At 41.5% G+C, this 26,911-nt stretch carries 18 protein-coding genes and 1 riboswitch; of the genes, 5 read left to right on the top strand and 13 right to left on the bottom strand.

The genetic code is table 11. The annotated features are described in order from the left end of the window. Position 1: 1 nt before the first annotated feature. From BMZ99_RS08090 to BMZ99_RS08070, 5 genes are all read right to left on the bottom strand, one after another. On the bottom strand, positions 2-979 hold the full coding sequence (locus BMZ99_RS08090) for a 2-hydroxyacyl-CoA dehydratase family protein (protein ID WP_090935095.1): 978 nt from the start codon (positions 977-979) through the stop codon (positions 2-4). Positions 980-1,084: 105 nt separating this feature from the next. Further along, entirely contained in the window at positions 1,085-1,762 is a 678-nt protein-coding gene (locus tag BMZ99_RS08085; RefSeq protein WP_090935092.1) for a coenzyme F420-0:L-glutamate ligase, read from the bottom strand. Between the two features lie 2 nt (positions 1,763-1,764). Next, the gene (locus tag BMZ99_RS08080; RefSeq protein WP_090935089.1) at positions 1,765-2,322 is read right to left on the bottom strand and encodes a hypothetical protein; all 558 of its coding nucleotides are present in this window, start codon (positions 2,320-2,322) and stop codon (positions 1,765-1,767) included. A gap of 80 nt (positions 2,323-2,402) precedes the next feature. After that, a complete protein-coding gene (murI, locus tag BMZ99_RS08075) occupies positions 2,403-3,200 on the bottom strand; it encodes a glutamate racemase (protein WP_090935086.1) in 798 nt (265 codons plus the stop codon). 54 nt (positions 3,201-3,254) lie between these two features. Next, complete coding sequence (locus BMZ99_RS08070; RefSeq protein WP_090935083.1) at positions 3,255-3,668, bottom strand: acyl-CoA thioesterase; 414 nt, start codon at positions 3,666-3,668, stop codon at positions 3,255-3,257. Positions 3,669-4,024: 356 nt separating this feature from the next. On the opposite strand from BMZ99_RS08070, the gene BMZ99_RS08065 reads away from it, so the two are divergent. The 5 genes from BMZ99_RS08065 to BMZ99_RS08045 all read left to right on the top strand — a co-directional run bounded on the left by BMZ99_RS08065 (position 4,025) and on the right by BMZ99_RS08045 (position 13,159). Further along, on the top strand, positions 4,025-6,022 hold the full coding sequence (locus BMZ99_RS08065; protein ID WP_139214747.1) for a BclA C-terminal domain-containing protein: 1,998 nt from the start codon (positions 4,025-4,027) through the stop codon (positions 6,020-6,022). Positions 6,023-6,336: 314 nt separating this feature from the next. After that, positions 6,337-8,229: an exosporium glycoprotein BclB-related protein gene (locus BMZ99_RS08060; protein ID WP_090935077.1), complete on the top strand. Its 1,893-nt coding sequence runs from the start codon at positions 6,337-6,339 to the stop codon at positions 8,227-8,229. A 179-nt stretch (positions 8,230-8,408) separates the two neighbouring features. Further along, positions 8,409-9,980, top strand: a complete 1,572-nt coding sequence (locus BMZ99_RS08055; protein WP_090935074.1) for a BclA C-terminal domain-containing protein — start codon at positions 8,409-8,411, stop codon at positions 9,978-9,980. 181 nt (positions 9,981-10,161) lie between these two features. Further along, the gene (locus tag BMZ99_RS26970) at positions 10,162-11,967 is read left to right on the top strand and encodes a collagen-like protein (protein ID WP_139214746.1); all 1,806 of its coding nucleotides are present in this window, start codon (positions 10,162-10,164) and stop codon (positions 11,965-11,967) included. A 115-nt stretch (positions 11,968-12,082) separates the two neighbouring features. Then, positions 12,083-13,159, top strand: a complete 1,077-nt coding sequence (locus BMZ99_RS08045; protein WP_090935069.1) for a glycosyltransferase family 2 protein — start codon at positions 12,083-12,085, stop codon at positions 13,157-13,159. Between the two features lie 306 nt (positions 13,160-13,465). Here BMZ99_RS08045 and BMZ99_RS08040 read toward each other — a convergent pair whose 3' ends face one another. The 8 genes from BMZ99_RS08040 to BMZ99_RS08005 form a co-directional block, all read right to left on the bottom strand. Next, positions 13,466-14,500 carry a glycoside hydrolase family 18 protein gene (locus BMZ99_RS08040; RefSeq protein WP_090935066.1) on the bottom strand — a complete coding sequence of 345 codons (1,035 nt, stop codon included), beginning with the start codon at positions 14,498-14,500 and terminating at the stop codon, positions 13,466-13,468. Between the two features lie 21 nt (positions 14,501-14,521). Beyond that, a complete protein-coding gene (locus BMZ99_RS08035; protein WP_456107087.1) occupies positions 14,522-16,387 on the bottom strand; it encodes a glycoside hydrolase in 1,866 nt (621 codons plus the stop codon). Between the two features lie 7 nt (positions 16,388-16,394). Continuing rightward, positions 16,395-18,218, bottom strand: coding sequence for a glycosyltransferase family 2 protein (locus BMZ99_RS08030; RefSeq protein ID WP_090935060.1), 1,824 nt, complete (start codon positions 18,216-18,218; stop codon positions 16,395-16,397). A gap of 108 nt (positions 18,219-18,326) precedes the next feature. Further along, complete coding sequence (locus BMZ99_RS08025) at positions 18,327-20,966, bottom strand: polysaccharide deacetylase family protein (protein ID WP_090935056.1); 2,640 nt, start codon at positions 20,964-20,966, stop codon at positions 18,327-18,329. An 18-nt stretch (positions 20,967-20,984) separates the two neighbouring features. Further along, on the bottom strand, positions 20,985-22,307 hold the full coding sequence (locus tag BMZ99_RS08020) for a nucleotide sugar dehydrogenase (RefSeq protein ID WP_090935054.1): 1,323 nt from the start codon (positions 22,305-22,307) through the stop codon (positions 20,985-20,987). Positions 22,308-22,335: 28 nt separating this feature from the next. Next, entirely contained in the window at positions 22,336-23,745 is a 1,410-nt protein-coding gene (locus tag BMZ99_RS26245) for a hypothetical protein (RefSeq protein ID WP_090935051.1), read from the bottom strand. 262 nt (positions 23,746-24,007) lie between these two features. Further along, a riboswitch (cyclic di-GMP riboswitch) is annotated at positions 24,008-24,092 on the bottom strand. Positions 24,093-24,628: 536 nt separating this feature from the next. Beyond that, positions 24,629-25,873 (bottom strand): HD domain-containing protein, encoded by a 1,245-nt coding sequence (locus BMZ99_RS08010; RefSeq protein ID WP_090935049.1) that lies wholly within the window; start codon positions 25,871-25,873, stop codon positions 24,629-24,631. Positions 25,874-25,903: 30 nt separating this feature from the next. Beyond that, entirely contained in the window at positions 25,904-26,911 is a 1,008-nt protein-coding gene (locus tag BMZ99_RS08005; RefSeq protein ID WP_175490498.1) for a WYL domain-containing protein, read from the bottom strand.

The following is a 26,911-nucleotide window of genomic DNA, read 5'->3' as shown; positions in this document are numbered from 1 at the left end:
CTCATCGCAGCATTTCCAAAAAACTATCGATTCGAAGTTTCGTTCTCGCATCCAGCTTACCCGGCTTATCTCCTTCGATGGTTAGTATAGGAATATCTAATTTTTCCCTAAAGATCATATCTTCAATCTGCCTGAAGCAGAAGCTTTGGACATAATGCACAATACCATCCAAATTACGTTTTTCAATTTCTCCCTTAATATCTTCAATTCTCTGGAATACACCATAAGGATAGGTATATAGTCTATATTGTTCTACTAAATCCTCAACTTGATAAGGCATGGCGAACTGCCGCTGCACTTCATTGAAGACAATCCGCGCTCCCATTTTTTCAAAATGATCATATAAATCATTAAAAATAGGCGGAACACCAATATATCCCAAACGGATATCTTCTGTAAATTCATTTGCAGATTTTGTTTTTAGTAGAAACTGATCAATATCCTGCTCAAATTCGTCCACATTCCCATTAAAATCACTGCAGCTCACTTGGAATAAGTGGTTATCCCAGCCGCTAACCAAATTTTCCTGCCAGGTAAGGCGATCCATTTCAGCAATTTTACTTCTGACCCCATCTAAACGTTTTTTTACAGCCATAACCTGATTCCAATCTGTCTTTAAAGCTGCAATTAATTTATCCATCTGCAATTTCAAAAGATCATAATCCCGATCAAAAGGATATGCAAAGGGAATGGTCTCTACACCTACCAATTGCAAGGTTTCCATTAAGGCATGCGTATTACTGCAGTCTCCTTGGGTAACTGCAAGTACCGTATCGATATTCCCCCTCTCTACGACTACAGAATATAAGCCTTTAATCCAGCCGCATATATTCCGCGGGTAACCTGCATCTTCGGCTCCTTCTACTAATCGATTGGCCTCTTTATCAGTAATAAATACATTATTTAAATCTACTGGTACATTACCGGCTGCTAAAATAATCTCCACAGGTACGGTTGTAGTAATACCAATACTAGCCATGTCATTCCTCCAAAACATAAATTGCATAATTTGCAGACTCATTAGTTAATTTTACAGCAAAAATAATAAAGAGGATAGCTGTATTCTATCCTCTTTGCTAATCAATTACTCCATAGAAAGAAGATTTTCTGTCCTTCTCTCTACTGCTGCATAATTTTTAATAATAACGATTGGTGTCCGCTGAGAAGCATTACCAAAAGGATTATCAATTAAAATATGTGCTAACTTCTTAGGATCAAGACCTGTTGAAGCACCTACTACTAATGCTCGCTTTAAATCATTTACATCTGCTACAGCTGCACCATAGCAGCCCAATCGTCGTTTTATTTCTTCTGCTACCCTATTTGCCTCCAAAGGCCCGTATACCAAACATTTATCAAAAGGCGGCATCGTACCTGTCACATCATCAACCAGAGCAGCATGCGAACCTGCTAACTCATAAAACACACCATTCTTCCCAACAATTTTAGCAAACATACCGATTATCATAGCAAATAAAACACGCCATTTCCCTTCAGCATCCATTAAAGACTGCATGCCGTAGACACTAGATAAACTCCCCTTTTGAGGTACAAAGCGGCATAATATCTTCGCCAAAAAACATACTTTAAAATCTTCAGGCCTTGCCACACGTCCCTGGGTAATCGCAACGACACTCTCAGCTACCGATACTACATCATCTGGACCAATATCCTCTTTGGCATACTTTTCGATCATATCTACAATATTATCTTTATCTGTTAAAATACGCGTACCTACTGGTTTGAGTTCAAGTTCTGCCATTACTAGTCCTCCCTTTTCGCAGTACCTTTTGCCTGCATAGCCCTATTGATTTCATCGCAAGTCATAATCATACGCGCTTTGTGAATATACCACGGGGTACGAGCCACAATCTGATACACAATATCAATTGGCATATCTACTGACAAGTCATATAAATTTTGTAAAGCATCTTTTATATTGCCTGTCTTTGCTGTAAATGTAACCGTAACAATAACGGTTCCACCCGTTCCTTTAGGAATAATCACCGCTTCAAAATAATTATCGGTTCGGAGTGCTGTAGCAAGCTCCATTCGAGAATTTACCTCAACCTCATCAAATTGCTCATAAGGCAGCAAATGACGAGGAAAAGCATCCATTATCGTACCATCCTGTGAACCCTTATTGACAAATGCTACTTCACAAGAAAAAGTAGCTGTTTTTTCGGTTTCTGCAATTACTATAAATTCCGTTCGCTCATTCACCATAAATTCAAAGTCGGCATCACCTTGTTTGGCAATAAACAACCACACAGCTACTGCCATAATTATAGCTACTATTACTATCGTCACCAAGATTTCCACACCAAGGCCCCCATCTCTAGAAGTTTTTTCCTTAACTAGTATACCAAATTTTCCTCAAAAGTGCATCACACAGGAACAAATCACTCTAACGTTACTAATTCAAAATTTATTTTTTCAGTATTAAACATGATCTCTGCCATTCTTTTTGCTCTTTCCACATCTGCAGAAAAACACAAGCGAACTTTTCCTTCACATTCTTCAGATACTTGGCCCTTCTGAAAGAGTATCTTCTGCGCCTCTTTTGCAGTCTCTTTTGCCGGATCGATAATCTCAATTTCCTTACCTGCGATTTTTTGTATCACCGAACTTATAAACGGATAATGAGTACAGCCTAAAATAATGACATTTACTGCCAGCTTTTTCATAGGCAGCACATACTCAGCAGTTGCCTGTTCGATCTCTATTCCTTGCACCTGCTCACGCTCTATCAATGGTACCAATTTAGGACATGCCTGAGGATAAACGAGTACTGTTGTATCTTTACTGCGAATTGCCCGACTATGACTTCCACTAGCAATCGTAGCTTGTGTAGCAAGGATTCCTGCCTTTTTACATTTGCCAGCAGCAAATGCTAACTCCACTCCAGTGTTCACACCAACTAAAGGAAATGAATATTGAGTTTTCATCCATTCTAATCCCAGGGCAGTCATGGTGTTACAAGCAACTACTGCCATTTTGACCTTCTGCGCTGCAAAAAAAGCTAATATTTGCTGCATAAATTCAAGAATTTCCGCTTCTGGACGAGATCCATAAGGAGTTCGTGCTGTATCTCCAAAATAAATCAAATTCTCCCTTGGCATCATATCCATCATTTCTTTCACTACAGTAAGTCCGCCAATTCCCGAATCAAAAATGCCAATTGGTGCATTATCATTCACGTGACTGCACCTCCTAACAAAATATTCTATCTAAATCTATTTTCTTATATGCATTCACTGTCCTGCATTTTCAAAATACTCTTTTAGTTTATTAAAATATGTACTGGGCAAACGGATAATTTTCCCCTGCTTATTGGTAAACAAATTTTGAGTATTACCTGTCGCTAATAACACTCCATCAGCCTCACGAACCACTTTATAAGTAAAAATCATCTTTACAGGTGTTACTTCTGTCATTGATGTTTCTATGAGAATAATATCATCAAATTTTGCAGAAGAGCGATATTGGCAGTCCACACTGGTAATTGGAAAAACAATGTCATCATCCATCATTTTAAGCAACGAGATGCCTGCTTGCCTTAAGTATTCTACACGCCCCATTTCAAACCAGCGAAAATAATTGGCATGGTGTACCACAGCCATCATATCCGTCTCGACAAAGCGAACCTTTTCTCGAACTGTAATCATATTTCTCAACCTCACTTCTTCATAATTTACTACAAAATAATAAGTCGTATTCCATGAAACTCAAACGCTCACAAGCATTTATTTATTGTACTTTTCTTTTTTATGTTTGTCAAAAGTTTTACCTGTTTTTATTAGGTCTTACTCCACTTATTCTATTACGATTCCAATTTAAACAGACTACTTTAAAATAGCTGCAGACTGATTATCCTCTGGCGATATAATTAATGATTTGCTTAAATAGACACTCTTAAAATCTGGAATTGTTTCTGCCCTTACATAATATGCGACACATTGTAGCTAATAAATACATAGTATATCAAGAACCAATATTTATACCAAAGGAGGTCAATATCAATATGTCCTTTTACGATAATTCAATATTTAGATTCTCACCTACAGTACCTACATTTCCATTATGCTCATCTTCAGCAAACTGCTGTAATAATGGCTGGTCTACAGGACCTACCGGACCTACCGGACCTACCGGGCCGACCGGACCTACGGGGCCGACTGGCGAATATGGAGAAGGACCTACGGGGCCCACGGGGCCGACTGGACCTACGGGACCTCAAGGTGAATATGGAGAAGGAGGGACTGGACCTACCGGACCTACCGGGCCGACTGGACCTACGGGACCTCAAGGTGAATATGGAGAGGGAGGGACTGGACCTACGGGACCTACTGGGCCAACTGGACCTACGGGACCTACTGGCGAATATGGAGAGGGACCTACAGGACCGACGGGGGCTACTGGGCCTACCGGTCCTACTGGACCTACGGGACCCTCGGGTGGACCGATTGGACCAACTGGAGTAACAGGTGCTACCGGAGCTACTGGCTCTACCGGCGACACAGGACCTACGGGTGCTACTGGCACCACTGGCGATATCGGCGATACAGGAGCCACTGGACCTACTGGTTCCACTGGGGCTACCGGTGCTACTGGACCAACTGGACCGACGGGTGACACTGGACCTACAGGCGATGTAGGAGATACCGGAGCTACTGGGCCTACCGGTTCCACGGGGGCTACCGGTGCTACTGGACCAACTGGACCGACGGGCGATACGGGACCTACGGGTGATGTGGGCGATACAGGTGCTACCGGTCCTACTGGGCCTACTGGAGCTGCTGGAGCTACTGGACCTACTGGACCTACAGGTGATACAGGACCGACGGGAGACGTAGGTGAAACTGGTGCCACTGGACCTACAGGACCTACAGGGGCTGCCGGAGTTACTGGACCTACTGGGCCTACTGGAGAAACTGGACCTACTGGCGACGTAGGCGATACAGGCGCTACCGGTCCTACTGGTTCTACTGGCGCTACTGGCGCTACTGGGCCTACTGGACCTACGGGTGATACGGGTCCTACAGGCGATATTGGTGATACAGGCGCCACTGGTCCTACTGGAGCGACTGGATCTACTGGAGCTACGGGATCCACTGGAGCGACTGGTGCTACGGGACCTACAGGCGATGCAGGACCTACTGGTGATGTCGGTGACACGGGTGCTACCGGACCTACTGGCTCAACTGGAGCGACTGGTGCTACCGGACCCACTGGCTCCACTGGAGATACTGGACCAACAGGCGATGTCGGTGATACCGGTGCTACCGGACCTACTGGCTCAACTGGTGCCACGGGAGCTACAGGTCCTACCGGGCCTACGGGCGCTACTGGACCTACGGGAGACATTGGCGATACCGGTGCTACTGGACCTACGGGACCCACAGGAGCTGCCGGAGCTACAGGTCCTACCGGGCCGACTGGTGCTACTGGACCTACGGGAGATGTGGGCGATACTGGTGCTACTGGACCTACTGGTTCTACGGGTGCCACGGGAGCTACAGGTCCAACTGGACCAACAGGCGATACAGGACCTACTGGTGATATCGGTGAAACAGGTGCTACCGGACCTACTGGCTCAACGGGAGCAACAGGGGCAGGATTAGCTGCTTTTGGATATGCTTATCAACTTGCTACTCTTCTAGATGCTACCATTCTCGGCGGTGCCGACATTCCCTTTAGCAATAATGGCCCTCTTGCAAATGTTACACATACTCCAGCTGCCACAGCCATAACTGTAACCACTACTGGTATTTACCAGATTGCCTACAATGCATTTATAACTGCTGGAATTGGTGCCCAAATAGCAATCGCAATAAATGGAATAGTGAATGCTTCTACACCTATTTCTGCTTTAGTTGCTGTGGGCGAAATCTCCGGGCAGGCAATTTTATCCCTAACAGCTGGTGACGTCATTACATTACGAAACAACTCTCTCATTAGCATTACAACAGCATTGTCACCTTCTCTAGCAGCACAAGTTACTATTACACGTTTAAATTAAAAAATTATAAAACTGCCTTACAATATCACTACAAGATAGAGGAATGGAAAACGGCGCATTCTTCCATTCCTCTATCTATATTTGATGTCTTTCATCATATTTCATTAACATACTCGTTATTGTTGCTTTCAATATAGCATACAATCTAACTTAATCTATCGTGATATCATTCAGATTAAAAATTGAATAGTTAGTTTAAATGAAACAATTCTTATTAACATAATCACACTTTTTTAAAATTTTGCATAAGATATAGCAGGTTAGCATTTTCCCTTCTATTAGGGCATACAATTATTCGGAGGTGTTCTATTTATATGAAAAGTCCTGATTTTGATATGCTTCTTCGTCAAGAGGTTGGTCCAACTGGACCAACAGGTCCTACAGGTCCTACGGGACCAACAGGAGCCACCGGACGTACTGGCGCTACTGGTACTACCGGAGCAACAGGCCCAACTGGCACTACCGGTCTTACGGGCGGTACCGGACCAATCGGACCAACAGGTGCTACTGGACGCACAGGAGCTACGGGCAGCACTGGAGATACCGGGCCTACTGGTGCTACGGGCATTACAGGTCCTACAGGTTCCATTGGTCCTACTGGAGCCACCGGACGTACCGGGGCAACTGGTGCTACTGAAATTGGACCTACAGGAGTCACTGGATCTACTGGTCCTACAGGCGCTACTGGAGCTACTGGCGCTACTGGACGCACTGGTGCTACTGGTGCTACTGAAATCGGACCATCCGGTCCTACAGGAGTTACAGGTCCCACTGGCGCTACTGGATCCACAGGGGCTACTGGGCGTACTGGCGCTACCGGTGCTACAGGAGCAACAGGTCCTACAGGATCTACTGGAAGCACGGGTGATACTGGACCGATTGGACCAACGGGTGCTACTGGCCGCACAGGTGCCACAGGGTCTACAGGTGCCAATGGTATAACGGGAGCGACAGGTTCTACTGGCGAAACTGGTGCAGCCGGGGCAACTGGAGCTACTGGAGCTACTGGCGCCACGGGCACTGCTGGAGAGGCAGGTGCCACTGGTTCGACTGGTCCGACTGGTGCTACCGGAACTGCTGGGACAACTGGAGCGACTGGTGCTACTGGCGCTACTGGAACTGCTGGAGAGGCAGGTGCCACCGGTCCTACTGGTCCGACTGGCGCTACCGGAACTGCTGGGGCAACTGGAGCGACTGGTGCTACTGGCGCTACTGGAACTGCTGGAGAGGCAGGTGCCACTGGTCCTACTGGTCCCACGGGGCCAACTGGAGCTACTGGAGTTAATGGCATTACTGGAGCAACAGGTCCAACTGGAGCAACGGGTGACATTGGCGATACAGGAGCTACTGGTGCTACTGGCGCGACCGGGCCTACCGGCTCTACAGGCGCTACAGGTGACACTGGTCCTACTGGCGACATTGGCGATACAGGAGCTACTGGTGCTACTGGTTCGACTGGTGCTACTGGTCCGACTGGCCCTACTGGCGGTACTGGCGCTACTGGCGCTACTGGCGAAATTGGTGACACAGGAGCCACTGGACCTACTGGCTCAACGGGTGCAACTGGTGCAACCGGACCTACTGGACCTACTGGAGGCACTGGTGCCACTGGTGCCACTGGTGATACAGGAGCTACTGGTGCAACTGGATCAACGGGCGCAACCGGACCTACGGGCTCAACTGGTTTAGGTGCAATCATTCCTTTTGCCTCAGGCGGCCCTGCTATATTGACTACAATTGCAGGTGGATTAGTTGGTACAACAAGTCTTATTGGCTTTGGCTCTTCAGCAACTGGCATTAGCCTTGTCGGCGGAGCAATTGATCTTACGGGTACGGCTTTAGGTCCTATTATTGATTTTTCCTTCTCTGTTCCTCGTGCTGGAACAATTACTTCACTTACTGCCTATTTTAGCAACACAGTAGCGTTAGCATTAGTAGGCTCTACCATAACGATTACGGCACAATTATTCCAATCCACTACTCCAGACAACACCTTTACGGCAGTCCCAGGGGCTGTTGTAGCATTAGCTCCTGCTCTAACAGGTACTGTGGCTCTTGGCACGATTAGTAATGGTATTACTACAGGTCTATCTATACCTGTAACCGCGCAAACTCGCTTGTTATTGGTATTTTCAGCAACAGCTACAGGATTGACTTTAGTTAATACTGTTACGGGATATGCAAGCGCAGGTCTTAATATCACGTAAGGTCAATTGCATGTCATAACAAGGCAGGCCTCGATTTTGGTCGTAGGCCTGCTTTCTCTATGCAATTTTCACTATTAACATAATCACGCTTTCTCCGCAATTAACATAGTATACTACTAGCTAGTTTTACGATAGCTGTTTCTATCATTCTACTACAGAGCGGAGGTGTAACATCTAAGATGGAAGTTTCTTTATTAGATTCTATTCAAGTACCGTTTCGTGCAGATGGGCCAACTGGGCCAACCGGACCCACTGGTGCTACTGGTGCTACGGGACCAACCGGAGCGACTGGACGTACTGGTAGTACTGGAACTACAGGACCAACTGGGACTACAGGCATTACTGGGGCCACTGGCTCCATTGGACCGACTGGTGCCACTGGACGTACTGGCGCTGCAGGTCCTGCAGGAGATACGGGCACTGCAGGCATTGCCGGCGCCACTGGTGCTACTGGATCTACTGGAACAACAGGTTCTACGGGCCGTACAGGTGCTACCGGTACGACAGGAGCTACTGGCCCAACAGGTACGACGGGAGCCACCGGGGATACGGGTATTATAGGCACGACAGGGGCTACAGGCCGCACAGGAGCTACCGGTACGACAGGAGCCACTGGGCCAACAGGTACGACAGGAGCTACTGGAGCAACCGGACCCATCGGCATTGGAGTAACTGGTCCTACTGGCAGTACAGGTTTAGGTATCACTGGAGCCTCTGGACCTACCGGTATCACTGGTCCAACCGGTCCTATTGGCGACGTAGGTATTACAGGCCCTAGCGGGACAACGGGTGCTACAGGTCCCACGGGATCTACCGGAATCGCTGGCCCTACTGGCTCAATTGGCCCTACTGGTGCTACAGGCCGTACGGGCGCCACTGGTACAACTGGTGACACCGGTCCTACAGGCTCTACTGGCACCGCAGGTAATACCGGAGCAATCGGCCCCACTGGTGCCACTGGACGTACAGGTGCTACAGGCACTACAGGCAGTACTGGCCCTACTGGAGCCACAGGTGCTGATGGTGCTATAGGTCCTACTGGATCTACCGGACCGACAGGGTCTACCGGCACTACTGGAGTTACCGGACCCACTGGTGCTACCGGAAATGATGGCTCTATCGGACCGACAGGGCCTACCGGCATCACTGGAGTTACCGGACCTACTGGTGCTACCGGAAATGATGGCTCTATCGGACCGACAGGGCCTACCGGCATCACTGGAGTTACCGGACCTACTGGTGCTACCGGAAATGATGGCTCTATCGGACCGACAGGGCCTACCGGCATCACTGGAGCTACTGGTCCCACTGGAACAGATGGTGCTACCGGTCCTACCGGCACTAGTACTACTGCAACTTCTGGTTTCGCAGCTAATACCGGAGGCGGATCGATTTCAGTAATCCTTCTTGGTACGTCAGTTCCTCTTCCTAATAGTCAAAATCTCTCAGCTGACATTGCAGTAAATGCAGCAAATACAATTTTTACTGTTACGCCGGCAGGAAGGTATTATCTATCATATCAACTGAATATGACTGCCGGCTTAGCATTAAGCAGCAGGCTAATTATAAATGGTACTAATAATTTACCCTCTACAGTAAATTCAGGTCTAGTTTCCACATCCTATAATAATAGTATTATAACAACCTTAACAGCCAATTCAACGATTACTCTGCAATTATTCGGTCTTGTTGGCACAGCTGCTCTGATCACTGGTGCAGGTGCCACTCTTTCTATTATACGTTTAAGCTAAACAGCTTTGTTTCAACATTTCTTTTATATAAAAGCACTAATTCCTATGGAATACAATTGACTCAATATTTTATATCATTAACATAATCACATATCTACTGCACTTATCATATTATAACATTGGTTAGCCATATTATAAGATTCAAGCAATCCACACAATGACTTGGAGGTGTCTTTTTTTAATGAAAGATTTATTCGATTCTGATCAAATACTGCTTCGTGCAGATGGTGCAACTGGCCCTACAGGCCCAACTGGAGCAACGGGAGCTACAGGAGCAAATGGAGCTACAGGGCGCACCGGTGCAACTGGCGCTACTGGCGCTACCGGTCCTACTGGCATCACAGGCGCAACTGGATCAATTGGACCGACTGGTGCCACTGGCCGCACCGGCACTACTGGTGCCACTGGAGATAGCGGTCCTGCTGGTACTGCAGGAACTGCAGGAGCAACCGGAGCAACTGGCGCAACTGGGGCTACTGGACGTACAGGCGCTACTGGCACTACGGGTTCTACTGGTCCTACTGGAACTACTGGCGATACGGGTGATACGGGTCCGATTGGTCCTACTGGAGCAACTGGACGTACCGGTGCTACGGGTATTACCGGATCTACAGGACCTACGGGAACTACTGGTGCTACTGGCGCCACGGGTATCGGAGCTACGGGAGCTACTGGTCCTACTGGTGCTACTGGCATTGGAGCAACTGGAGCTACTGGTGCTACTGGCGTTGGACCTACTGGAGCGACCGGACCTACTGGAGATATTGGCGAAAACGGAGCTACTGGAGCTACTGGCACTACTGGCGCTACTGGACCTACAGGCCCTACTGGACCCACCGGCACTGACGGAGCGATTGGCAACACTGGCCCTACAGGACCTACGGGATTAGCCGGAACCGCTGGTGCAACAGGGGCAACCGGTTCTACTGGCGCTACTGGTACTACCGGCAGTATTGGCATAACAGGCGTAACTGGCCCTACCGGCACGACTGGAGCTACCGGCGCTACTGGCACTATCGGTCCTACTGGAGCTACAGGCGTTGCTGGCGCTGCAGGCGTTACTGGCGAAACTGGAGCTACGGGTACAACTGGCGCTACCGGTCCTACTGGAGCTGCAGGGCTTGCAGGCGAAACTGGAGCTGCCGGCACAACTGGCGCTACCGGTCCTACTGGCATTACAGGCGCTACTGGTGCTACTGGCGATACTGGTATTACTGGTGCTACGGGAGCTACGGGAGCTACGGGTGATGTCGGAATTGATGGGGCTACTGGTGCCACGGGCGCTACGGGTGCTACGGGAGCTACTGGTGCCACTGGTGATACTGGACCTACTGGCGATATTGGCGATACGGGAGCTACTGGAGCCACTGGAGCTACTGGAGCTACTGGAGCTACTGGCGTGACTGGTCTTACAGGTGATACTGGGCCTACTGGCGATATTGGTGACACAGGAGCAACAGGTCCTACTGGCAGCACTGGTGCTACTGGAGCTACAGGTGCACCGGGTGCTGCTGGGGCCACTGGAGCTACTGGTGATGTTGGCGATACAGGCCCAACCGGTCCTACAGGTGCAACTGGTCCTGGAAGTACCTTTAATTTCGTGCAGTCCGTTACCCCAGCTGCGCTTACACTTACAACAGAAACATCAGTACTTTCTCTTGGGCTCACAACGACTGCCGGTCAATCTTTAAAACTAGATTCCATGGTAGAAGTAGAAGTAACGACAGATGCCGCTACCCCTTACCAATATACCATCACTTATAGTTTATTTTTGGATGGAGCTGCTATATCCACGATCACTGTCGAAAAAGCAGAAGATAACGTACCAGCAACAGCACGTGTACTGAGCGAAATTCCCAACCTCACTTGGATTGATGCTCCTACTGCAGGTGTGCACACTTATGAAATCCGTATTACTGTTACTGGTACTAACATCGCTAGTGCGCAAGCTCTGACTAGGGCACTTAATACTGTCATCTTCGGGTAAAAGATGACATACACTTTATAAAGGAATTTATTAGCCATAATCAACTTAAGAACATTGACAGAGAATGTTACTCTGTCAATGTTCTAATCTATTAAATGTGAGAAGGTGATAACTTTTGATTACTATCAGCTTATGCCTTATTGTGAAAAATGAAGAAGAAACCTTAGCTCGCTGCCTTGAATCAGTCAAACCTGGATTGGATGAAATCATTATTGTAGATACAGGATCTACTGATTCAACTAAAAAAATTGCATTGCAATATACCGATAAGGTATACGACTTTGTATGGATTGACAACTTTGGCGCAGCGCGCAACTTTGCTTTCAGCCATGCCACACAGGATTATATTATGTGGCTGGATGCCGACGATGTCCTTCTTGAAAATGATTTACAAAAGCTTTTACTTTTAAAGCATGATTTGGATTTAGCCGTAGATTCCGTGACAATGAATTATAACTTAGCCTCTGATGAAAATGGCAATATCGTCTCTAGTTTGCGAAGAAATAGATTAGTCAAGAGAACACGAAATTTCCAATGGATCGGAGCTGTACATGAATATCTAGCCATAAATGGCAAAGTTATCAATTCTGAGATCACTGTGACACACAAGAAAGAAAGATGTGATACTGCTGATCGTAATTTAAAAATCTATGAGAATCGATTAGCAAATGGCGAAGTATTCTCACCTAGAGATCTTTTTTATTACGGGAATGAATTGGTAGATCATCAAATGTATGAAAAAGCAGCCCAATATTACCAAGATTTTCTGAATACTCAATTGGGCTGGATCGAAGATAATATTTCTGCCTGTGGCAAACTTGCCGATTGCTTCAGTCATATTGGTGATGAGCAACAAAAATTAAAATATATCTATAAGTCTTTTGAATATGATACGCCACGACCTGATTTCTGCTGCCGACTTGGCTACCATTTTCTCAATACCCAAAAATATTCAAATTCCATATTTTGGTATAATCTAGCACTTGATCTCAAAGAGTCAAATGATCATTCTTCTCTAAAAAACTACGCATGTTCAACTTGGCTCCCTCACCTCCAATTATGTGTCTGCTATTCCAAACTTGGCGAAAACAGTTTAGCATTAGAACATAATAAGAAGGCAGAATCATATGTTCCTAATCATCCTAGCGTACTCTATAATAAAGAGTATTTCAAAAAATTATTCAATTCTTAATCACTTATTCTAAAAAGACAATCTACGAAATTATTACCTGCATCATACTATAGCAATATAAATAGTAACTCGCTCTAAAAGGAGGTCTCGCTATGGGGTTTGGATGCGGTAGACATGGTGGCAACAACTGGTCCGTGATTATTATCATTATCATCCTATTATTTGCCTTTTGTGGAGATGACTCATCAGCATGCTACTAATAGTCTCAGCCACCCATTTTAGCAATGGTTCTACTACATAGTCATCTAGTACTTCTATTAAAGCGAAAAAAGAACCACTCAAACAGAGGGGTTCTTTTTTTGTAAGTTATTTTATTTTGTCAATATCCACATTCTCGCCAAGACGCCATAGGCTAATGTGATTTACACCTTGCTCTTTCGCAATCGTTATCCAGTAATTTAACGTTTTCACATCTGCATACCAGACTTGATAGGTCACACCCTTGCTTTTGTAATCAAAAACAATACATTGGCTTTCTTCATCTCTTCTGGTTTCACAATCATATATCGCAGCAAGCGTTTTTGCCTCTATTTCTGTCAAAAACTTTTTTTCACCGTTTTCGCCCCATAAACATCCGCCAGTTGAAAATGCTACCGATTTTTCTCCCGGTAAAGCTTCCATTCGCGCTATTGTTTTTTGAATAAATTCCTTATTGGCTTTAGGTCCAGGAGTACTATGCAATCCATAAAGATTATAGAGCATGACTACATATTCTGGTCCTTTGATAAAATTAACTGAAGAAAATGGTGTACTCGGTTCCAAAACAACCCTTAGCTTTAAGTTATTTTTCTGAGATTTTGCGTACAGCTTATTTGTAAAGTGCAAAAAAGACTGTCCTATGGTTTCGTCTTTCCATATTTTTTCATAATCAATTTCAATACCTTCATATCCGCCCCGCAGCGTCAGTGCAATAATTTCATCAATATGTTTTTCCACGGACGCATCATCAGAAAATAACCTGCGAAGAACTTCTGTATCTTTCATCACAGTCGAGCCATCAAAATTTTGCTTATCATTGACAAAAGTAAGGTACGTTTCATAGTTTCCTTTTTTCTTCTGTAATTCACTTCTTTTATCACTAAGATCTTGAGGGATAAAAAGCCGATCATTGCTATCAAAATATGCGCCAAAATAAGAAAGTTTCTCTAGCTTTTTTCCTAGCTTTTTCATATCCTTTTCCCCTGCATTTAAATCCCAATAGGCTAACCATGCTGATACTTTCGTTGGTTCTTTTGCGACTGCATTAACAGCAGATTGATGATCATAATTGCAGCCAATCAAGATAATAAAAACTGATACAAAAATAACTGTTTTGATAATTTTATAACCTACGCTGCTCATGCATTCACTTCCTCTTATTGATTACAATTTTGTAATAAACCAATTGATAAGCGCTTCCCAAAGCTTCCCTATTTTAAATTTAACAGCATCAAATCCTTGAAGTCGGCTGTCAAATAAAGTTTTTTCGGTTTCTGCTCCTGTATTTTCGGTGATTATTAACTTTTCAAATACACCATCATACACATCATCCGCCAAATTTCTTTGACTCCAGCCATAACCGCCCCATGCTGTTTCCAGATAAATAGAACCCGCCTTTGATTCAGATATGGGTAAATCAATAACAGCATCTTTTCCATCGATCATAATGCTGATTTGATTTTTCTTGAGAGATAATGCCAGCATACGGTCGCCTTTTGCATTAACACTAAGGTCAGGTATATATTCCCCGGCACCTTCTGTCACGCCAGGCACCTTCTCTATGTTTTTATCCTTTAAACGCTCTGCATAAATCTTTGCTTTTTCAGCAGAATCAGCGTATTTTGCAAACATCTCCAATTCCCGAATTTCAGCTGCTTTCTTATCTTCCGGAACGGATATCCATTCTTTACCGTCATGTTTATCCAAGTTCAATTTAAACAATTCTTTTTCGGCACCGCTATTTTTTTCTGTAACATATAGAAAATTATTGAGAATATATACAGACAAGAATCGATTTAAGCTTTCATCTGCCCTGAGATATACTTTCTGCAGGCCAAGTTTATTTCCCTTCATCCTCACGGAAAGTTTCAGGTCTCCAAAATCATTACTATTTTTTAAACGTAGCAATCCTTTGTCTTTTGGTAAAGAGGTTACAATCATCGTTTCCTCTTGAATTTCTAAAGCCCCTTTAAGGGTTTCCCATGCTTTTTGTTTATTCATATCACCTTTGACAAATTCTAACTCTTGATTGATATCGTATTTGATACGCATCAGCAAATGATTCGTGTACCAATAAGCCTGTGGCTGCATCCTGCTTAAATCATAAAGGCTACTGTTTCTCTGGTTAAATGAAAAACCCTCTCTGTTAAAGTTCATTTTAAATAATGTTTTAATCCAATATTCATTCACAGCACTTACTTTATCATTATTGCCAAAGCTTCCTGTATTGGAGTGCATCAATATGTACATTTCAGGTACATACCCTATGGATTTTGTATAACTATCTCTTATAGCTTCATAATCATAAGAGATACGCTCTTTCATCCTGTTATAACTTTCTTTCGGAATACCATATTCATCACGAATATAATCCATCAAATAGTGATTATATTTTCGTCCTAAATAAGGCGCAACGCTAGCATGTTTTAATGGATCCAATTCGCCAAGGTAATTATCGTACCTATCAAACACATTAATGAATGCTAGTCGGTATCCATTGGTTCCCATTTCCCAAAAAGTTGATTTTTCAAGTTCTTTTAGTTCGTTCGGCATTAAGAATTTAGGATCTTTTTTTGCGAAGTTTTCCGGATATGTTAGCATGGTTGCCTTAAAATTCAAATCTTCTAAAACTTTCTGCGAAAAAATAGCTGAATCTCTGCTGCCGTCCTCAAATATCAAGAAAAGAGATTTTTCCGGTAGTTGTTTACCTGCTTGATAATAATTTAAAACGTCCTCTTGCGTGACTGTCACATAACCCAAATCTTTTAGTGCTTGCAGGTGCCCACGCAAACGCTCCACACCAATTAGATTTTGATTGCCAATCCGGTCTACCCCAAAATAAGCAAGGGTAACGAACCCCTTATCCCCTGAAAATTTTGTATTCTGATGTGTATACGGCTGATATGCTTTTAAAGTAAATAATGCATTTATACAAATAGCAACTAATGCAAGAAGAATTATAATTTGCACCACTACACGTATTCTTTTTTTTCTATCTTTTTGGGCAGTAAAAATTTCATTTGATATCATCATTGTCTTATGCCCTCTCTTGCTTTTTGCGATTCTTTTTTAACAATTCCGCAAGATCTGCCGGAGTCATGCGTGTTCCCCATGTAGTTTTCCAAAAGGTAACCCAAGCAATCGGCATCTGCCATAACAGTACGGCTTCATAATATAAACAAAACCACAATCCATAAACCCATGTTGAGCTTCTTCTTAGAAATAATTGAGCCATACTCATGAGCAAAGCCATTAAAAAAATACCAATCATAAAGGTAAGAGGAAATACACGATGTGTTATCGGAATGTAAATTAAATTATAAATTACGATAATCGGTGCCAATAGCGGTACAAGTACCCCCATATAAAAAGATAAGGCCATAAAAGGTTCTTTTTTCCACATAAATCCGGCTGCAATAAGGGATTCTCGAAGCCATGATCGTTTCCAACGCATTTGCTGTTTCAAAAAAACAGTATAGGTATTAGGAACAATAGTATTACATATTGCAGTATCCTGATAACTCGTACGATTCTCTCTTAGTATAAGATTTGTCATGCTTCGGTCATCGCCAAATGTAGCCTTCTCTCCCAAAAATCGTTGATTAAGCCACTCATCCATATATTTAACAAGCAAATCTTTTCTGTAACATGAGAGAGGACCAGATAGACAAGTGACTGCATCAAAATAGCTCTCTGCTGCCTTCATGATACGAAAGGCAATGTAATAACGAACAGACTGCATTTTCGTAAGTGCATTTGTATAGGTATTGGCAACGTCAGTTCTGCCGGAAACGCCACCCATTTTTGAATCTTTAAAAGGCTGAACAATATTTCGAATGGCAAAAGGATCTAAGAAGCTGTCAGAATCAACAAATACAATTAATTCATGCTGTGCCATCAGTGCTCCTTTTGCCAATGCCTCCCGTTTACCTGCATTTGTTGACTGAACAATATAGCGAAGCCTGTTTTCAACATCATAGCGTTGTTCTTTAACCTTCAGTTCTTCTACGATTTCTTTAATTTTTTCAACGGATTTATCATTAGAACAATCATCTACAACAATCACTTCGAGTTTATTGATGGGATAATCTTGATTAATGCAGCCTAAGATCGTTCTTTGTATCCACTGTTCTTCATTAAAACAAGGAACAATAATTGTGACCCCTGGTGTAAAATCTTTGTCAATAGGAACAGATCGATAAAAAGAACCAAACAGGTATCGAGTTAACAAAAAACTAGCCGCAATAATACTGTACATATATAATATTTTATTATATTTAAAATAAAGTACGCTTTCTGCCCTCATAAGAAAAATGCATGCAGTAATAACGAATAGGAAAAACGAAGCTGCTGAAAGCATATACCAATTTTTCTTCTTTACTGCGTATTGTGCAAGTGATTCCAAAAATTCTACTCCGCACAAGGTTTTGCCTTCAGAACTTGTGCCAAACCGGATATAGCGAGCAGCAATATCAACCTTCATTTCATATCCCTCTGGCATTGTGCCAGGAGTTATGACAAACTTCAGTTTGATTTTCGATGCCTGACTCAAATCCTCAGCCACTTCCTGAGGAACATCAAGTAACATACCGGTAGTTGATATATCTACCCCTTTTCCAAAGCAAGTGACTTCTTTACCAGCAGAAACATATTGGATCGAGACATCATAATTAACCAAATAGCGTCTGCCCATTTTTTCATTTTCTACAAGAGTTGAGATATCATTGAGATCACCATTCCCTTTTACACGGCGCCTGTCTATATTTGTACGCAATTTTTCTTTATCAGGTACTTTAGAAATTAGCCTGCGATCAGGTTTGGCAATAAGTAAAATATCCTCTTCTGTTTTTATCTTATCCATCATCCACTTCCTTGCCATTTCTACGCTGCTACCCTAAGCAACATATAATAAATCGCTCTCGTCATTTCATTTATAGATGATTTAGACCTATACTACCTGTTAAACATATCACAGTGATTTTCGATTGGATTGTGAATATCCATCGATTAAATAATCCGATAACCTGCCGACTGTAAATTTAGAAGGATCCGAATCTGCCTTGGCTTCATTTGCAGTCAGAAGTATATCTAAAGCCGTTGGAGTGTATATACAACTATCGCCCATATGCATCGTCAAGATAGCTCCTTTTTTTATTTCACCGTTTTTTGTATATACTCCTTCTTTGATTGTCTCTACAAGTTCTGGAACATTTTGCGCTTTATAATCATATGTGCTACAAGAACCGTTAATGATGTATTCATAACCAGATTCAAACAGCGTTTCAATCCCCATTTTGCTGATTGCCAGTGTTGGAGGACGAAAGAATCTGGTCAAAGCTGGCTTACCATTGACAATTACATCACCAGTTACATTTCTTAATTTTTGATAGGCTGTGGTAAGATCTTGAAAATATTCGACTTTATCCTGTACTTTGACCTGCCTGCCGGTTTTAGGATCACGAACTGCCATAGGCTTATGCTTATCAGAATGGCTCCCAATATCATGCCCCTGCATAGCAATGGATCGAAGTAAATTAGGATTATTTAGTACATTATTTGTGAGAACAAAGAACGTCGCTGAGGCATTATGCTTATGCAAGACATATAGTATTTTATTGACTGCCGCATCTGTCCCCCAATCGTCAAAAGTAAGAAAAATAACATTGTCTTTGGTGTGAACTAATCCGCTGGTATCAAAACGGCGAGTCTCCATTCTGGAGAATCCTAGCATACGATCTTCATAGGTTACGTCTGCATTTCCAAGATAACGCTTAGAGGTCTCAGCCAAGAAATTATGCCGATCAATTAACAGAGCTGGCCCATCATGTTTCAAGTGCGCAGGAATCTTTGAAGCATCTATTGGATATTGATACGTAAATTTGGAATTATTAAGAATTTGACCTATCGTCTTAATGGTATACTGAGAGTCATTTGCCAAGTTACTGGCAGGATTATCGTAAAATGTTGTATAAGCAATATTATCAATTTTATGCTGTTTAATTTTTTCTAACAAGTCGCCAACTAACCTCGCATCAGTATAATAATCCATTCTAAAATGTATAATCTGTCCTCGCGATAAAGAAAATATCGATTTGCCAAAAATTTCTCCCATTACTTGATCTGCTGAAGTGTAATCCTTATGTTTGCTTTGAACAACATTGACAGATTGACCAATCAATTTATAACCTAAGCTAGAAATAACTTCTTTTGTTGTATCCGATACTCCCCCCCAAGGCTGTTTTACCAAGTTTGTTGTCACACCAAAAGTCTCTTGCAGGTTCTTAGTATCACGCATAATTGTACTACGAGTCTCATCAGCGGTTTCCCCATCTTTCGGTCTGATCGCAATACCAATTTCATGTCCATTTCTAATGATCCTTCGCAGTGTTTCAGGATACTTCTTCATCTCTACTTCCGCTACAAAAAAAGTCGCTTTAATACCTAAATCATGTAATCTTGTGAGTACATCATTCACGACCGTTTCGTTTGCTAATCCTCCAAAGGTATAAGAAAGAGCCGGCTCTGTGGTTGAAATCACTTTGATTTCTTGTGCCTGGTTATCTACATTCTCTGCAGCATAAGCTGTTCGATAAGTAAATAAATCCATAACTTCTGCTTGGAGGAAAGTAACAAGAAGAGAGACATTAAGATTCTTTTTAACATTGTTAATACTATTTTGAATAGAAGTCGTTTTCACTGGCTTTTGAATACTATTGTTATTTGCGAAATCTTCTACATAAACAGTAGTGTAGTTTGCCTTACTAAGAGCTATTAATAGTCTTTCTACCGCATCGATCGTTTCTTTTTCTCCTAATTCTACTTCTTGCGGCAATTCTTTTAATCCAGGCTGTTTGTCAACTGCCGGTCGTAAATCCGTTTTTCCAGGTTCATTTACAATCAGTTCAATATTGGGTTTTAGTTTAACGGAAACAATACTTCCCGGTTTAAGCTTACTGACAAAAACATCCGCTGCAAAAAGAGAATTCATTTGTTTCACATTCAAAAAAACATCATTTTTCACAACACTATTGAAGCCACAGGCCTTTGCTGCCTGCAGTAAAAGATCTGTATATTGGGTCTCATTACATTTTAAAAGATTTGGCCCTTGATCGGTAGTCACCTTAATAATTTTTTGTGCCCGACTGAAATCTTTCACTACTCTTTCCACAGGTAGAGTTTCCATTTTACTCATGCCTGAAAGTGAATAGTTTTCTATTTTATGCCCTGCTTTTTTAATATTTACAACAGTTTGCGGGTCTTCGGCTGTCTGCATCCCATCTACAAAAAATGTTGCTTTCATATTATGTTTTTTTAATAGGTCTAAGATCTGCTGCACGCTAGTACGATCTGTTAGTCCATCAAAAGTCAGAGCAACCTGACGCTGAACACTATTGCTACGCATAATAACATTTGCCTTTTCTTGACTACTTTTCATCCTCGCTAAGGCTTGTGCAACCTCTTCCTCGGCATCATAAGAACTTTCTAAATCTGTAATATTTCGATAGTCGCCACCAGTAGGCGTTGTAAAAAAATCTTTAAAGAAAAGCAATCCTAAAAGACAAACACCGATAAATAAAACCAGTGATGATACCATTTTCTTATTTTTCACGTATATCACCCCTTATGATTAAAGACTCCAGTAAGAATAACCCTCTTCTTCTACAGCTCTTTGTTCAAATATATTTTTAATATCAATAAAAACATATTTTGTTTGTGACTTTTGCTGTTTAAACAACTTTTTCAAATCTGCCATCCGCAAATTTTTAAATTGCTGATGAGCCACTAAAAATACTAGACAGTCAGCATTTCGGACATCATTTATATCTATCAATTCCATATCGAACTCTTGTTTAAATTCCATTTTATCAACAACAGGGTCTACTACCTTTACTTTTATTCCATAAGTAGCAAGATGTTTACAAACCTCTACAGCTTTTGAATTGCGCATATCCGGACAATTCTCTTTAAAAGTGATGCCCATAATATAAATGTTAGATTTTTTTACATTTATATTAGATTGAATCATTTTTTTTATGATGTTATCAGTGACAAAGATCCCCATATTATCATTGACTTTTCTGCCTGCAGCAATAATTTGCGAGTGGTACCCCAGCAATTCTGCTTGATAAATAAAGTAATACGGATCGACACCAATACAATGACCACCTACCAATCCTGGATAAAATCGTAGAGCATTCCATTTGGTATTCATGGCATCAATGACCTCTTTCGTATTGATTCCCATTCGGTCAAAGGCCATTGACAATTCATTCATAAAGGCAATGTTAATATCTCTTTGAGCATTTTCAGCCAATTTTGTCGCTTCCGCTACCTTAATGCTAGGTGCTCGATAGACACCTGCATGAATAACCAACTCATAGACAGCCGCAATATTTTCAACAGTTTCTTCATCCATACCCGCAACAATCTTTTGAATATTTTCAAGCGTATGCACTCGATCTCCAGGATTAATTCGTTCCGGTGAATAGGCGATTTTAAAATCTTTTCCACATATTAGACCTGACTCATTTTCTAAAATAGGTGCACAAACATCTTCAGTAACTCCCGGATACACTGTGGATTCAAAAACCACAATGCTGCCTTTAGCTAAGTTCGCCCCTATTATTTTGCTTGCATTGATAATTGGTGACAAATTAGGTGTCTTATCACCATTGACGGGCGTAGGAACAGCAACAATGATAACTTTAGCTTCCATTAGTCTTGTTGGATCTGTTGTAAATTCTAACGCTGTACTTTGAATTTTCTCATCACCAATTTCTTTGGTAGGATCAATTCCTTTTTTATACGTATCAATCTTATCTTGATTAATATCAAATCCCAAGGTTTTAACTTTCTCAGCAAAGGCAACCGCAATCGGTAGTCCCACATAACCAAGACCGACAACTGCTAAAAAATCTTTTTGGGTTCGAATTCTTTCAAATATTTCCATCCCTATTTCCTCTCACCTATTTATCGATTTAAAAATACTGAGTTAACTGGCTCCACCAAGTATCGCCTTTGTCTCCGTTAATTTTATCTGCTAAACTATAATATTCAATTCCTGCAACAAAATTTTCAGCAACGGTATAGCTCATACCTATACCATAACCCCTAAAGCCTCCCATCTTGCTACCAGAACCATTCATACCATGAGAAATATAAGTATATTGAGGCTGATTATAATATTTAGCAAAGACGCCATAAGTACCTGGTCTCCATGTTTTGAGATCACCATAGTTAAAACTAAACACATATCCATTGCGGTTACCTTTTGTATCTTTCAGACTAGAGTTCAAAACCATAGCTCCTAAACTAAAATTACTGAAATTATAGTTGCCGCCAAGGGTACGAATGGTGTTTCGGCTATTACTGCTGTCATTCAGCTGATTGCGATAAACACCAGCTTCTAGATTATAATCAAAATCATTATAAAGTGCAGTTGCAATATATGTTTTTTGAGTATCATTAGTGGATCCATAACTCACTGTGTATTTGATTGGTCGACCGAAATCAGCCCGAACACCATCATAATCACTATCATAAATATTTCCTTCTGCCATGAGATAGCCAAAAGAACCAGCTTTTACCATGGATTGTCCTAATTTGCCAGCTATATATAAGCGGGAAAACTCAAAACCATTATCATAATTCACTATATTTTTCTTGCCTTCCAAACCTCCGTAAACACGCCAATCTTTATTAAATTCCGTATCAATAGCAAGACGTGCCCGAAAACCCGAAGAATCCTTGCCTATTTGTCCAAGACCACTGTTTAATGCGTAGTGATAACGAATTTCACCATCAATATTTATCTTATTATCCAAGTTACTTCTGTGGTCTCCCACATGCTTCAATTCATTTAAAAGACTTGTATATGTCTCCGGAGTAACATCACTTGTCTGAATCATTGGTTTTGGACTAGCAGAAATCGTATTTGCTTTCCCTACTAATTTTTGCTCAATATCAGCATTATTCCTAAGCAACGTCGTTGTATTTGTAGTTGCAGTTGCAGTTGTATTACCTACGGTAATCGGCTCTGTGCTTGCTATGATTTTGCTTGTAAGTTGCGCAGTTTTGTACGCAAATTCAACTTTGGCTTTTTCAACATTCAAGTTTGGATCATTTATTATCTTTGTTGTAATTTGTGCCATTTCATAGGAAAAGTCCTTCTTTTGGGAGTCAGGTATAAATTGCATTACTTTTGCTGTTACCTTAGCAGTTGCATATGCAAACTCACTCTTAAAACTTTCAACATTTGTATTTTGAGAAGATACGATTGTGGATGTAATTTGAGACATTTCATAGGCAAAGTCAACTTTGAACTTTTCTGAATTAGCAGTAGAAACATTATCAAGCTGGTTTGAAGCAGCATAAGCCACATTTCCCATCCACTCACCCCCAAAGGGATACCCAGTCGATGTACCTATTATTGCTGTCATTGCAAAGCATAGTATTAAATTTTTTTTCACTCAATAATTCACCACCCGATAAAATATACATGATCAATTGCAAACAGTACCTATTTCTTCCACTGTGCAGGCATTAATATTCGTTGTATTATTTTACCATTTATTCTTTTTTATGGTAACCCTACTTTTAAAATTTTTAAATAATAACTATTTTTATTCACAACAAAAAATGCCAGATTGCAATTGCAACCTGGCAGCCGTATACAAAAGTATGTAGACCCATGGCTTTGCGTCCTTACCTTTCAATAAGTTTGCATGTTTCATTATTATTTTACTTATCAAACTGATTTCCAAGGATATGCTAATATATTACCATAAGTATATTATTGTTGCCAAGCATTATTATTGCAGAATTAATGGTAATAAATTTGAAATATTCACTAGTATTTTATGAGTAGCCAACAAAACACTTCCAAGGATACTATCCTTATTTTTTATTTTAAAAAACCTTCAAGGAAAGCGGCTGGAAGGCAGCACTGATCAAATTTTTCAGAATGATGACCAGTAATTCTTCATCCTTAGTCCCCCCTTCGCATGAGGTCGATATTAATTCCTCACATTTTGTCGTTACGCCATAATAAGTAACTTGTATTTTAATTGATACCTTGTGAAATCGCAATCTTCCTTATAATATAAATATCCAAGCCATAAATCCTCCCACATCTTTGGGATTATAAATTATCAACTATTTTCTTTGCTATAAGTTAATTGGGTCCCATTCATTTATTACTTTCTCATACTTAAGACTATTGATTCACCCCTATTCTTGATGCTTCTTAGAAATATACTTCATTAAAAACCTTTATCTATCATTAATCTTAGAAAGCCATTTTTGCTGACCATATGCTTTAATCTGTTGCTGCCTAATCCAATCCCCTATCTCTTTCCCTTGCAACTCACTCGGTGCATCATTGCCCTTTACCGTCTTAATTGCAGTAATATATTTCTCGAAATTCAGCAAGCAATCTGGCAGACTTCCATTGTCAACGAGCAAAACATCACTAAATCCTTTATCACCAATTGGATTTTTATGTAACGCAAGGATAAAATCAACGATTTTACCTTTTTGTTTTAATTTATTGACACGCATATGGTGCTGGATGACAAACTCTGCACATGCTATCCACTTATTAGGTAATCCAATATGCTTATCGAACGCCTTTAGGGCATCAAGCCCCAGCACATCATGCAGATGATGCGTTGGCAATTTCTCCTTTGGCGTCAGTCCCTTGCCAAGATCATGTACTAATGCTGCAAATCGCACCTCAATTCTGGGGTTGAGCTCCGAGACCCGATCTACAACATCCATGGTATGGTTAAAGGCATCTCCCTCTGGGTGATACTGGACGGGTTGTGTCTGTCCAATTAATGCATGAATTGGAGGATACGTGATATCCAACAAATTAGCCTGTTGTAATGCTAAGAAAAATAGCGATGGCTTATTCGATTGTAAAGCCTTGTCCAGTTCATTAAATAATCGTTCTTTAGGCTCGCTCGTTAATTCTTCCCGGCATTCCTTCATCAACGCAATTGTTGATTCATCAATGGAAAAATCAAACTGTGCTGATTGTCTCGCTGCTCGCAGCGCCCGAATTGGATCATCTTTGAAATGATGTGAAGTGGGGAATATCTTTCGTTCAGCAATGTGCTGCTTACCTTGAAATGGATCTATCAGTTCAAGCGTTTGTAAATCAAAGGCAATACTATTCATCGTTGTATCTCTACGATATAGATCATCCGTAATACGGATACTTTTATCAAAGGAAACCTCAAACCCCTTATAACCTACACCCGTTTTACGTTCCTGCCTGGCAAATGCAATTTCACAAGACTCGCCATTGATTTCTAGCAAATATACAGGGAAGGACTTGCCTATTTTAATTGTTTGTGGAAACAATTCATTAAAATCCTCTTCAAGCACACCAGTAATCACATAATCTTTATCTTTAGGGATAACTCCTCTAATCCAATCTCTAACCCATCCACCAACAACATATGCCGCACCATGAATCCTATTGATTTTTCTTACAAACTCTTTTTCTAGCATATGTATCCATACCTTTCCTGGTTAATTATCTCATGAATTACCTTCTACATATCTTTCATCTAGCATTGTAAGCAATTGTTTCTGTCTTGCTATGCGCCCGATTAATTGCTCCTTGAAGTGGTCGGGACCAATCACTTTGACAACCGGTCCAAAAGAAAGAAGGGTTATGAGTAGTTCCATCTCATCGACCTCATAATAATAAATTTTCATTAGACATCTTTTAGTATTTTCATCGTATTCTGAAACACGCTCAAAGTTGGATAACTGGGTAAAGATTCGTTCAAAACCGTTACGCTCATTTGTAATCTCTATTTCTACTGGTAGTGGCATACGAAGGCTTTTAATATAGCTAGCAAGATTTTCTGGTCTATTATATTCCATGACTTCCACCGAACTGATTCGGGAAAGGTTTAGTTTATAGAGGCTTCTCATTCTACCTTGCCTAACTCGTATCCCGCATAGTCTAAATTTGTCATCCTTAATAGAATACTCTAGCTTATAAGGAGCAAAGTATGCGGAAAGGCGGTTACCTTTACCACTTTCATATGTAATGAGAATAATTTTGTTATCTTGTATACCCTGCATTATTGATTTAAAAATCCCTCTGTATTCCTTGCTTTCGTAGTCATCACCATCATTGGCCATGTCAACCGTTATAAAGTGCTGACTATCATACAAAGGTTCAACGCCGGAAAGCAGTTCTTCATAAAGCTGATATTGACTTTCATCTATAAATAGGGAAAAGCGTTTATCCTTTACAATTGTTCGAATCCACCGTTTTTGATACTCCGTTAATAAAAGGGGTGGATCGCCTTTTAAGACTGGCGTATATCTGGAAGACTCTTCTTTCAGTACAAAATAGCCTTCCCCATTCGCATTTACTAATTTTTCGGGCAGGGTCACTGCGGTTTCGGCAAAACCTAACTTAGCAACTATCCTAGCAATATCCTTACTATGTAGGCTACTTAAGGAAGCAGCTTTTAGAATTTCACTTATAATATAAAAATATCGACTATGTATTTCATTAAAAATCTCCAA

This window comes from Pelosinus propionicus DSM 13327 (assembly GCF_900114615.1).
Classification (GTDB): Bacteria; Bacillota; Negativicutes; order DSM-13327; family DSM-13327; genus Pelosinus; species Pelosinus propionicus.
The sequence above is the reverse complement of the archived record's forward strand: the minus strand, read 5'-3'. Positions and strand labels throughout refer to the sequence as shown.